This window comes from Pontibacter qinzhouensis (assembly GCF_008017455.1).
GTDB lineage: Bacteria > Bacteroidota > Bacteroidia > Cytophagales > Hymenobacteraceae > Pontibacter > Pontibacter qinzhouensis.
The window spans coordinates 21,163-33,616 of record NZ_VRTY01000071.1 but is presented as its reverse complement, the minus strand read 5'-3'; the positions used below and the strand labels follow the sequence as shown (position 1 = coordinate 33,616).

The following is a 12,454-nucleotide window of genomic DNA, read 5'->3' as shown; positions in this document are numbered from 1 at the left end:
TCCGATTTGCCAGCCAACTGAATTTCGACATCTCCCCCGAAACCTTTGATGCCATTATGGAGAACAAAGACCGGCTGCGCATTGTGTCGCAGGAGCGAATAACCGATGAACTGAATAAGATCGTGCTGTCGCCAGTGCCTTCTTATGGCTTTAAACTGCTGTTTGCCGCTGGCTTGCTCCACATCATTTTCCCGAAAATGGTGGAGTTGCAGGGCGTGGAAACCATAAAAGGCAATTCGCACAAAGACAATTTTTACCATACCCTGCAGGTGCTCGACAATGTGGCGGAGGTATCGGACGATCTGTGGCTGCGTTGGGCCGCCATTATGCACGACATCGCCAAACCCGATACCAAGCGCTTCTCGCCCAAAGTAGGCTGGACCTTCCATGGGCACGAAGAACGGGGTGCACGTATGGTTCCGAAACTGTTTAAAGACCTGAAGCTGCCCCTGAACGAGCACATGCGGTTTGTGCAGAAACTGGTGCGGCTGCACCTGCGGCCCATTGCACTGGTAAAAGACACCGTAACCGACTCCGCTCTGCGGCGGCTGCTTTTCGAGAGTGGCGACGACATTGATGCCCTGATGAAGCTTTGCCGTGCCGACATAACCTCTAAGAATGATACGAAAGTAAAGCGGTATCTGCAGAATTTCGACAAGGTAGAGCGGCGGCTGGTAGAGGTAGAGGAAAGCGATAAACTACGTAATTTCCAACCTGTTATAACCGGCGAAATTATAATGGAGACTTTTGGTCTGAAGCCTTCTAAAACGGTGGGGGAACTGAAGGAGATGCTGACCGAAGCGATTCTGGAAGGTACGGTTAAAAATGAAACTGGTGAAGCTTTCGCCTTCCTCCTGGAAAAAGGAAAGGAAATGGGGCTCCACCAGGTTCACTCATCAAACAACTAACTAACTCTTTAAACTTACTCTGCTTTAAGAACGCTTATATAGGTAGTTCCTATATAGCTGCTCATAATTTTATTTTGTACTAACGGGGATTTTGGGGCGTGGTAATTTATGTAATAACTGGAGTGCGCTTCAATTATTTGAATAAAAATGGCCTTCCGGAAGTATTTTGGACTGTTTGATGCCAAGGGTAAATCATGCGGTTCTTTCAGGAACTTCAAACCTTTTAGTTGGAATTTAGCCTTTTCTGAATAAATCTTTCAAAATTTCCACATCATCAAATCTACACATCTTCAAATTCTCAAATCAACCAATCAAGCATTTAACAATTAACAACCAACAATCAAATTATTCTAATGAAATTGGCCTTCCAAAGCTATTTTCACTGTCTCGGGTTCAAGGGTGAAGGCCTGGTTAATTCCGGTTATAGCCGTTTTATTTTCCCTGCTCCTGATACATCGGTGTTTAAGTAACCAGGGGTGCCGCTGTAGCTAATGGAGCTGCCTCCGGAGGCCTCAGCTTTGAGGTGGCGGTTGGCATGTACTTCTGCTTTGCTGGCACCAGAAGTTTCGATATCAATTTCTTCAGCTTTGCAGGTACTTGCCTGCAACCTGCTGGCACCCGATAAGTCGAGCACCATGTGGTTAACCTGTCCGGTAAGCGTGGCGGTGGAGGCTCCGGAAATATCTAAGTTAACGCGGTTTGCCTGCAGGTTCATCATAGCCTTTGTGGCTCCCGAAACAGCAAGTTCAAGAGAGTTTGTTTCCAGGCGGCCAATATCGGCTTTCAGGGCTCCGCTTAGCTCCAGTTTCCGTAGGTCCGGCACTGTAATCAGGATAAGGACCGGCTGGCTGTCTTCAAAAACTCCGAAATACTTCTGGCGGGGCTCAATTGTTAGTTGGTGGTTTTTGTTCGATACTTTCAGCTTCTCCAGCTCACTTTCTTCGGCTCGGATCTGCACATCGTATTCGCTGCCTTGTTTTAGTTGCAGGTGGTAGTTTCCGGCAATTTTAATTTTATCGAAATCTGTTTCGTTAAACGTTGTGGTATGGCTGCTGTAGCGATCCAGGGCTGAGAGCACGCTGCCTGCCGCACCCATTGTTTCGGAGGAGCTGGCCAGGGCGTAATCAGCGGTATCTACGGTGTCGAGGGTGTCTGCATCGCAGGTCAGGCAGGTGAGGTAGTCGCCTTTTGCCTGCCAGGTGTTTCTTAAAATCTTATCGCGGCTGTACTCTACCTCAAAAAATGAGCTGGGCAGCAGGTTCAGGAAACTTCTGGTTAACCGTAAAGGCTTGTTTTGTGGCAACAGCAGGGTCAGGTTCAGTTCCTGGTCGCGGAGAGCAGCCCCTTTTTTAAACTCATAGCTGTTATCGAACCGTAGCACAGAGTCGCGCTGCACCACCGCGTAAGAGATCATTTGAGCGTTTCGTCTGGCCTCTGCTTCGTTTCTGCCTTTAGCCGATACCCGTTGTATAACTTCAACCTGGTTTCCGGCATGACTTTTTATGCCTGCAATAGAGAGGTGGTGGTACTCGAGGTTGGTGTTATAGGCGTCGAGGGTTACGGCAGGGTAAGCGTCTACGTTATATTGCTTTACAATTTCGAGCTCGCCGGAGCGCATAAAGTTCTGGCTATAAATAATGATGACAGCTATCAGCGAAAATAAACTGATCAGCCACACACCAAATAGCGACCACCCAACGGTAGCGCGCAATATAAAATGCTTCGAAAGCAGGCCAATGGCCAGGAGCATCAGGAAAATAGCTGGTATAAGGCCTACCAGAAAACCTGCCACCAGTCCGAGCCGGGGAAAGCCCTCCATTAGCAGGGAGGCAGGGTAAGCGCCTAACATAAAGTTTTCAGGCTCATGTATCAGTCCCATCGAGACGAACAAGGAAGTAAACAGGGCAATAACCAACCCAATAGCCATAATCAGCAGTAAAACGCCCGCAGCCACCCGAATCAGGCTTAGCAGAAACAGGAAAACTGGGCCTAGTACCGCGCTTAAAAAGTGGATAAACCGCGACATTAGCTGCACCGGAAACATCAGGACTTTGGCTGTGGTCGTGTCTTTCCCGAATTCATCTTTCAGGTTCAGGTTATCTTTCAGCGACTGCTCAATGCCCGATAGTGTTACGGGGTTGCCTTGCATCTGCATTTTTTCGGTTAGTGTAGTCGCCTCGGGTACCACAATCCACAGAATAATGTAGAGCATAATGCCTGCGCCGCCAATCAGCATCGATAGCAGGAAAAGCACCCGCACCAGTGTTACATCTATGCCAAAAAATTTGGCTATGCCACTTGCCACACCACCCAGCTTTTTATCCATAGGATCTCTGAAAAGGCGTTTTACATTTGTCTCCGGCAAATCGTAGGTTACCGGTAGTGCAATCCAGAGGCCGATGTAGATAAAGATACCACCTACAGAGAAAGAGAAATTGGTATTGTGCCATAAAAAGGTGGTTGTAAAGGAAATACCAAACACCAGCACAATAAACAGCAGCCTGATCCAGAGTGGGTCTATATTCAGGTAATTGGCAATACCAGCCGCCACGCCACTTATCATCTTCCTCGACATGTCTCTAGAAAGCTTTTTGGCGCCATTTATCGTCTGCTCATAAAAAGAGGCACCTGCACCCGCTGTTGCCTGACCAGTTTCGCCGGCTGTTGTGTAGCTGCTGCCGGTACTCTGGCTATGTTGCTCTTCCTCCACCGGGTCGGCCTCAAAATCTGTTACATTACCCATTTGCGTAATCAGGGCTTCTACATCTACCAGCGAAATAACCTGTTTGCCTGGCGAGAGCCTGGCCGAAAAGATCTCCGCCATACGGGCTTCTATGTCTGCTACGATCTCGTCGTGGCCTTCGTAGTTCGAGAAGTATGATTTTATGGAATCGAGGTAGCGGCTAAGCAGCTCGTAACCATCCTCTTCTATATGAAAGAGCACGCCTTGCAGGTTTATGCTTATGTTCTTTTTCATGATTCCTTTGTTTGCTTGTTATGGATGATGTGTTCAGTTGATGCTACCAGTTCGCGCCATGTTTCCCGGAGCTGCTCCAGAAAAGCACGGCCGGTCTCGGTGAGGGTGTAATACTTGCGGGGTGGCCCCGACGACGACTCCACCCAGTTGTAGTCGAGGAGGGAGGCATTTTTGAGGCGGGTGAGCAAGGGGTAAAGCGTTCCTTCTACCACAATCATTTTTGCGGCTGTGAGCTCTTCCAGCATATCCGAAGCATACACCTCACCCCGCGAGATGATTTCCAGAATACAAAACTCCAGAATTCCCTTCCGCATCTGCACTTGTGTGTTTTCTACTTTCATGAGCCTACTGGTTAATCAATAAACAAATATAATAAAAGGTACTATGTAACGCAAGGTACTGTATGTAATTAAATGGAATTATTTTGACGTGGCATGTTTCGATAAAAAGGATTCTTCACATTATTGAGTAAATTTGCCCAAAATAAAGTTTACTCTTTGTCAACTAATTAGCCTGAGTTGGTGTTACAGTTGCAATTTTGAGCCTATGAACTGTTTCTATTTGTGATGCCATTCTTATTTCAACACCCACATCATAACCAGTACCTGCCGTTATGTTAAAATTTACCCTGAAGAGTTTTTTCGTGGTTTTATTTGCTTTGGGCCTGACTGCTGCCCACGGGCAGATTGCTACTCCTAAGTACAGTAATGAGTTTCTGAACATAGGTATTGGTGCACGAGCACTCGGTATGGGCAATGTTCAAGCCGCCCTGGCCGACGATGCAACTGCAGGCTACTGGAACCCTGCTGGCCTTTTGCGTATGCAGAATCGCTATAACGTTGCCCTTATGCACTCAGAGCTTTTTGCAGGCATCGCCAAGAACGACTACGGAAGCTTTGCCATGAACCTCGACAGCACCAGTGCCCTTGCTGTATCAGTTATTCGATTAGGCGTTGATGATATTGCAGACACCAGAAGGCTCCAGAATGAATTTGGTTATATCCAGTATGACAGTATCCGGTTTTTCTCGGTAGCCGATTATGCTTTTCTGCTTTCTTATGCCAAGAAAAGTAATCTCATAAAAGGGCTGCAGTTAGGCGCAAACGCAAAAATTATTTACCGTAACGTCGGGGAGTTTGCCAACGCCTGGGGGTTCGGAATTGATGCAGGGGCGCAGTTGCAACGCGGTACCTGGCAGTTCGGCCTTATGGCGAAAGACATTACCACCACCTTTACTGCCTGGACCCACAACGTAGAGGCGCTGGAAGAGGCCTATCTGCAAACGGGCAATGACCTGCCCGAAAACACTGCAGAACTTACCTTGCCACGCCTGGTGGTAGGAGTAGGCAAAACATTTAATTTTACTGATAAGCTACGCGCGCTAATCGCTACCGATGTTGACTTTACTTTCGACGGAAAGCGCAATGTGCTGCTTAAATCTGATGTGGTCTCCATAGACCCGCATGTTGGCCTGGAGATTGCTTATGCCAATACTGTTTTTGTACGCGGAGGCATTAACAACTACCAGAAAACCCGAAACTTTAACGGAGGCACGAACAAACGGATGCAGCCTAATTTCGGTGTTGGGCTAAAAACCAACGGACTTAACATCGACCTCGCTCTTTCAAGAATAAATGACTCAGAGAGTAACACAGTTGCGGGCAGCAACATTTCATCTGTAATTGTATCGTTGGGTTACGCTTTTAATTAATAACTGTCAAGTATAACAGTCACCATGAGTTTCAATCTTTTTGCCAGGCGTATGCTGCTGGCGGTATGTCTGCTGGTAGGTGTTTTTGTCGCAACTTCTGCCAGAGCGCAGGCAGTGTATGGCAACGAATGGATAAATTATTCCCAGTCTTACTATAAATTGAAAGTTGTCACGACCGGTCTTCATCGTCTCGATTTCGCGTTGCTCGATAGCATGGGGCTGTCGTCTGTAGATCCGAGGCACTTTCAGATATTCAGGAGAGGTCAGGAAATTTCCATCTATGTTGCCGGCGAAGCAACAGGTCAACTTAACTCCCAAAGCTACATTGAGTTCTTTGGCGAACGAAATGACGGAGCGCTAGACCGGGAACTTTTTAAAAATCCTGCCCACCAGACCCACCAGCAGTACAGCCTTTATACCGATACTGCTGCTTACTTTCTTACCTACTCCCCTCAGGGCGGTAAGCGCATGCGTGAAATTAACCCAGCCGTAGATGGCCGGACACCGGAGCCGTACCATTTGCAGAAGGTGGTGTATGTAAATACAGATCGGTACCAGTATGGCAAGCCGTATAGCGCTAACAGAATGCCTTGGATGGATGTAGGCGAAGGCTATTCATCTAACCATTCTATAAGTGCAAGGTCCTATACGATTACTGAAATTACAAATGTTGAACCAAGCGGTCCTAATCCTACAGTAGAGTATGGTACTGTTGGTGTAAACCCTTTACGGCAAGAATTTCATATCAATGCTCTTATAGGCAGTGCAGCCAGACGCTTAGGTACTTATAGCTATGAGCCATATCTCCCTACTAAAGACAAACAGCAACTAAATTTCAATGAAATAAATGCCCAGGGAAGGGTTGTGCTGCAGGTGCTGCCAATTGCTGAACCCACTCGTTATAATGCAATAGGCTTTACTTATGGCAAAGTTACTTTCCCGCAGAAACCTATCTTTGCAGGTAGGTCAATGTTTATTTACACAGACTCTACGCGTGCGGCTAATCCTTATTTTGAATTTACAAATGCTCCGGAGAGTGTTATTGCTTACGATGTAACTAACCCAGCCAATATCGTTCGTATTGTTGGCTATAGCAAAGGAACAAGTAAAGGATTCATGGTTCCGACTACTGCTTCATCGCATAAAATATTGCTTGCTAACACAGCACTACCTTATAAGCCCGTAGGTCGAAAAGAATTGATCAGGTTTAGAGATATAGCTCCAGATGCCTATAATTACCTGATTATAACAAACAAACGGCTGATGAAGCCGGTTAACGGGGCTTCTATGTCTGCTCCCGCAGAATTTGCAGCTTACAGAGCATCTCAGGCAGGAGGAGGGTACGACACCCTGCTGATGCACATGGACCAGGTGGTGAATCAGTTTCATTACGGGGAATTTTCTGTTAACTCAGTTCGGCGCATGATGAAGTTCATGATGACCTCTGCCCGGCAAAAGCACTTATTCATAATTGGCAAGGGTGTTAAGTATGCGGCAGACGATTACAACTGGTCTATCTACCCAGGAAAGTTCAGCTACTACCATGTGGGCGCCCGGCACCCAAAAGTGCACGAAATGGATTTGGTGCCCACAGGCATTGCTCCTGTATCAGATGTGTTCTTTACAGCAGATTTCCATAATTCATCTTATGTGCCTCAGATACCTACCGGCCGGTTGGCGGTAACTACTCCAGAGAGTATTATCCATTACCTGAACAAGGTGAAGGAGCACGAAGCACTGTCAGAAACGCTGCCCTGGCGAAAAAATATCCTACAGTTAGGAGGCGGTAAGCTGACAAGTGAAATTAACCTGATATCTTCTTACCTGAGAAATTATGCCCAAATAGCGCAAGGGCCTTTACTTGGGGCAAACGTACTGGAGAGATACCGCCAAAATGTAAGTGAGGTGGTGGAAACAGTCAATGTGTCAGAGGAAGTGAACGCTGGCTTATCGCTTATTACGTTCTTCGGCCATAGTGCACCTGGTACCTCTGACCTCGATATTGGTTTTGTGTCGAGTGCGGTTACTGGTTATCGGAACAAAGGCAAATACCCGATCATGATTATGAATGGCTGTAATGCCGGTGATGCGTTTATTCCTGGCAACATATCGTTTGGGGAAGATTGGCTCCAGACACCCGATCGTGGTGCAATTGCGTTTATGGCGCATGCTGAGGCTGGCTATCCTAATTTCCTGAACCTGTATACCGCTAACCTATATACAGCCGCCTTTCAGGACCCTGCTCATTATGGTAATTCAATAGGACAGATTCAGCAGGAAACCATCAGGAGAGTGAGCCGCAATACTACCAGCGACCTGGCCGTGGCCATGATGACGCAAGTCGTATTACAAGGAGACCCTGCCATTAAACCATATGCACCAGCCAAACCCGATTATGCTTTTATTGACGGCGAAGTAGACATACACGCTACAGATGGTACCGTGTTAACAGCTGCGAGCGAAAACTTTACCATAGATCTTGGGGTGACTAACTTTGGCAAAGCTATTACTGAATCGATTTATGTTTCTGTTAAGCGCACTCTCTCCGATAATTCGGTTCTGGTAACGGACCCTATCAAGTTGAAACCTATCTTAAAGAAAGATCGCATCCATCTGACACTGGATAACGCAGGTGTAGCCGCTATGGGGATGAATACTTTTGAAGTCACCTTAGATCCTGATAATCTAATTGAGGAACTAGATAAACAGAATAATACCCTCCGTTTCCAGCACTTCTTCCCGGTAAGTGGTTTGTTTGTACTAAGCCCGCAAGACTATAGCATCGTCAATAGCAATCAGGTAAAACTTACCATACAAGCCACAGATCAGGAAAACAAAGGAAAAGGGTACTTCTTCGAAATGGATACCACCAGTACCTTTAACAGCAGCTTAAAGCAAACTTTTACGGCACAGAGTACCCTGTTGCCAACCTGGGACGTAACATTGCCCGCTGTTGCTGGAGGCAGCGACAGTACAGTGTTTTACTGGCGTGCCCGCTTCCAGCAGTACGAAGCAGGTGAAGATACACTTTGGGCAGCCAGTTCATTCCGCTATATACCAGGCAGCAAGGCAGGTTGGTCGCAAAGCCATTACGACCAGTTTAGCCATGCCGTAACAACCGACATCGTAAATAAGGGTAAGGAAACGCTTAATTGGGAGTTTAATCCGTTCCAATCGGTGGTGGAGATAAGGACAGTAGGTGGCGACGAGCGCTACACTCAGACAGCTTATGGCATGTATGTTAACAATACCCATGAACTCAATGGTGCATGCGGAAGCCCGGCAACGTCAGTAGTACCCCGGCTATATTTTATTGTTCTCAACGACATAACACTTGAAAAAGTAACCGATATACCGGGGCATACTGGCTGTACAGCCGAGCGTCATTTGTTTGAATTCGGCGACATGAGAACGGTAGCTAACCAGGCAAAAGTCGAAGCCTTTTTAAAAGCCGTTCCGGCCAATTACCATGTGGCGGTGATGAGTGTCAACAATGTGCCGTTCAGTAATTTTTCTGCCACTTTGCGTGCAGCCTTTCGGAGCATCGGGTCCTCACTTATCGACAAGCTGCAAACAGGGCACCCCTTAGCCATGGTAGGTAGAAAAGGTGCTGCTCCTGGCACCGTGCAGGAAATGTCTGCCAGCGAGGAAGACGAAACGCCTGCTACCTCTCAATCGGCGGTGCTGCGGGTAACATTGGAGTCAAGAAGACCGGCAGGTACTATTACCTCGACTGTAATTGGCCCTGCTCAAAACTGGGAAAGTGTTTTTACCCAAATACAGGCAGCTGGAGCTGGCGATAAGTTTGAGTTACGTGTAAATGGCATCACCAATTCGGGTGAGCAGCGGCAGGTGGCGGTAACCAGTGCAGGCAAGACAATAGACCTTACTTCCATTAGCGCAGAGGAGTATCCTTATGTGCAGCTTACTGCTTTTGTAGCCGATACACTGGCACGCACTGCGCCACAACTAAAGCAATGGGTGGTGTTGTACGAAGGAGCACCAGAAGGTGTCATCAGGCCTGACCTTGTAAAAGTAAGTGAAGCAATTCTTTCGGAGCAGGCCAACAGAGGATCGATTTCTGTGCCGATGGCGTTCCAGAACGTTTCGGCTTACGCATTTAAAGATTCTCTTACAGTAGAGGTAACCGTAACCGGAGAAGGTATTCAGCCTGTAACCACTCTGCTGAAAATAGCGCCGCTTGCCAGCAACCAAACCGCCTATTTCGCTTACACCATGAACACAATGGCGCTAAGCGGTACCTATAGGGTGAGCATGTATGTAAACCCACGGCTGCAGCTAGAGCAGCACTACTATAACAACATTTTTGAAGTGCCATTTAAGGTGAAACCGAGGCTACAACCTATTGTAAACGTCGCCTTCGATGGCATTCATATCATGGATGGGGAGTTGGTGTCGCCGAGCCCTTTAATAAGTGTAACCGTTAAAGACGAGAACAAGCACAACTTTCTGCAGGATCCTGCTTCTATGTCGTTGGTGTTGATTAGCGAGGCAGGAGTAGAGACAGATGTAGACCTGATAGGAAATCCGCAGGAGGTAAAGTATTTCCCGGCCGATGAGAAAAATGACTTCAGACTGGAATATAAGCCAACGTTGCTGAACAACGGCAAATATACGATGGAGGTCCGCGCCCGCGATGTGGCAGGTGTGCCATCAGGCATATCGCCGTACCGTATTGGCTTTGAAGTGGTGAAGGAATCTACAGTCACGAATTTCTATCCTTTCCCGAATCCGTTTTCCACCAAAACAAATTTCATTTTTACGCTTACCGGCATGGAAATTCCGAAAGACCTGAAAATACAGATTATGACGGTAACAGGTAAAGTGGTGAAAGAAATTATGAAAGAGGAGATTGGGCCAATCCGGATCGGAAATAACAAATCGGAATACGCCTGGGATGGCACCGACATGTTCGGGGACCGCCTGGCTAACGGCGTTTACCTGTACCGCGTGGTGATGGGCCAGACAGAAGAGGAAATGAAACACCGCGCCACGGCTGGCGACAAAGCTTTTAAAAATGGTTACGGTAAGCTCTATATTCTGAGATAGGCTATAAAAAATGAAAAGGCACCAAATGTAGGGTTACTTGCTTTTCATTTTCGTGCACATCAGAAAAGCATTTTTGTAATCTTGCAGTAAAGTTAGATTGAACCAACAGAAAAAGAGGCTGCCCTACCTAGAGCAGCCTCTTTTTCTGTTGGTTCAATGGCTAAAACCGATCGGTTGTAACTTGCTACCCTTGACTAAAATGAACATTAAAAGCTTTGGAAGGCTATTTTTATTAGAATAATTGGTCATAAACTTTACCTTTTATCCTGTTATAGCCTGCGACACAACTTATCGAAATTTGTTACACCTCTTAAATAAATTATAAAAATCGTGTGTCGTGATACTTGCTACGTGGGCCGCGCTTATTAATGCATCGCATTTCTGGCTCCGATAAGTGACGACGCTGTCTATATTCCTGATTCAGAAGGAAAGATTTTGTCATAAACAGAGGCTAAGTAGACAATAAAAAGCCAGTGTTTGCAGCTTATTACTTTTCTCTCATCATAGCCCTTGACGCTAAAATTGCCAAAAACCTTCTGAAGGCATTTTTCATTAGGATAATTCAGGGAGGGGCCTGGCTTTGGCTACAGGTGCAGGCCCAGGCCCCACTCAATAACGTAAGCGCGTTTGGTATGTGCTACCAGGGCTACGCCAGCAGATACGTTTTTTGTAACCAGGTGCTTCAGGTTGTAGCGCTGGTAAGCCCCCGGAAACAAACCGGTGGGTTGGTAGATATAGCGGCCAAACTGAAACAGAAAGGAAGTTCTGTCGAAATGAAGTTCGTGCCCTAGTGTGATGCCCAACATGCGCGGGTCGGGCTCTTGCTCTGGCCAGGGCAGGAGCGCGTTCAGGTACTCTTTGCTAAGCGCCACATCATGAAAGGCATCGGCTCCTAAAAGCAGGCTGTTGGTTTGCGAGAGGCGTTTGCTGGCATACAACGAAATGCTGTGAACTGTGGTTTTTACATCTTCATACAGCACTTCTCTTCTACCCATTGCCAGTTTCAGGTTCAGGTGAATTCGTTTGTTCAGGGCAGTAACCACAGTATCGGTGTGAGGCAGCAGGGTAGGGCGTTTTGGCTGGTACCGCACGCCTACACCCACTAGCGGGAAGTTCATGCCGTTATTTGGTTTGTTGAGCCCTCCGTTAGAGAAATGCCTGAAAGCAAAATGTGTGTTCAGGAATAATTTATCGGAGAGTTGGTGCTCGTACCGGAAACCGCCAATAAGGGCAAAGCAGAATTTACTGCCGATGGCCATGTTCTGCTCATTTACCCCCGTTATGTAGTGCCTTGTGGAGTATACCAGGCCAGAACCAAGGTTAAAGCGCAAATTGCCTCGGGTTGTTTGTAGCAGCGCATTATCTAACTGCACTGTTAAAGATGCTGCTTCACCTAACTCCTCGGGCACGCCATAGTTAAAATACGATAAGGCAAAACCAAGCTGCGGGTACCGGTATTTGCGCTCCCAGGCCCGCTTACCAATGGTATGGCGGTTTGCGTACAGCTCCACACTAAACGGGTGCGTGTAGTTTAGAGCAGATAAACCGCTTCTGTACCGGAAGAGCGCTCCGTAATAGCCATTTACGCCAAACGACCAGGGTTCCTTCTGCGAAGCTGTGGCGGCCTGTGCAAGCAAATCTGAAGTGCTTAAGAGAAGCAACAGCACGAGCAGGCCAACAATACGTTTCGCTTTCGAAATAGAAAAGTAAACTGAAAAAATCACATCAAAGGTTCCTGGTGCAACAAAGATATGACAAGTAACACAAAAAAGTTATAAGCACCTAATG

Annotated in this window: 6 protein-coding genes; 3 read left to right on the top strand and 3 right to left on the bottom strand. The window is 47.0% G+C overall.

Annotated features, from left to right (window positions below):
• A partial coding sequence (locus tag FVR03_RS16955; RefSeq protein WP_147922953.1) for a CCA tRNA nucleotidyltransferase occupies positions 1-908 on the top strand: 908 nt, incomplete at its 5' end.
• A gap of 421 nt (positions 909-1,329) precedes the next feature.
• Here the strand turns inward: FVR03_RS16955 and FVR03_RS16950 are convergent.
• Together FVR03_RS16950 and FVR03_RS16945 are read right to left on the bottom strand one after the other, a co-directional pair.
• Entirely contained in the window at positions 1,330-3,885 is a 2,556-nt protein-coding gene (locus FVR03_RS16950) for a GIN domain-containing protein (RefSeq protein ID WP_147922952.1), read from the bottom strand.
• The gene (locus FVR03_RS16945; protein WP_147922951.1) at positions 3,882-4,226 is read right to left on the bottom strand and encodes a PadR family transcriptional regulator; all 345 of its coding nucleotides are present in this window, start codon (positions 4,224-4,226) and stop codon (positions 3,882-3,884) included. Before FVR03_RS16945 ends, FVR03_RS16950 begins: the two co-directional genes overlap by 4 nt.
• 272 nt (positions 4,227-4,498) lie before the next feature.
• Here FVR03_RS16945 and FVR03_RS16940 point away from each other — a divergent pair, with 272 nt between their 5' ends.
• A complete protein-coding gene (locus FVR03_RS16940; protein WP_147922950.1) occupies positions 4,499-5,596 on the top strand; it encodes a putative type IX sorting system protein PorV2 in 1,098 nt (365 codons plus the stop codon).
• 24 nt (positions 5,597-5,620) lie between these two features.
• On the top strand, positions 5,621-10,666 hold the full coding sequence (gene porU2, locus FVR03_RS16935) for a putative type IX secretion system sortase PorU2 (RefSeq protein ID WP_147922949.1): 5,046 nt from the start codon (positions 5,621-5,623) through the stop codon (positions 10,664-10,666).
• A gap of 584 nt (positions 10,667-11,250) precedes the next feature.
• Here the strand turns inward: porU2 and FVR03_RS16930 are convergent.
• The gene (locus FVR03_RS16930) at positions 11,251-12,390 is read right to left on the bottom strand and encodes an acyloxyacyl hydrolase (protein ID WP_187270197.1); all 1,140 of its coding nucleotides are present in this window, start codon (positions 12,388-12,390) and stop codon (positions 11,251-11,253) included.
• Positions 12,391-12,454 lie beyond the last annotated feature (64 nt).

Bases quoted from the DNA above. Each gene is read 5' to 3' on its own strand.
- FVR03_RS16950 (WP_147922952.1), bottom strand. From the start codon at position 3,885: ATGAAAAAGAACATAAGCATAAACCTGCAAGGCGTGCTCTTTCATATA.
- FVR03_RS16945 (WP_147922951.1), bottom strand. From the start codon at position 4,226: ATGAAAGTAGAAAACACACAAGTGCAGATGCGGAAGGGAATTCTGGAG.
- FVR03_RS16940 (WP_147922950.1), top strand. From the start codon at position 4,499: ATGTTAAAATTTACCCTGAAGAGTTTTTTCGTGGTTTTATTTGCTTTG.
- porU2 (WP_147922949.1), top strand. From the start codon at position 5,621: ATGAGTTTCAATCTTTTTGCCAGGCGTATGCTGCTGGCGGTATGTCTG.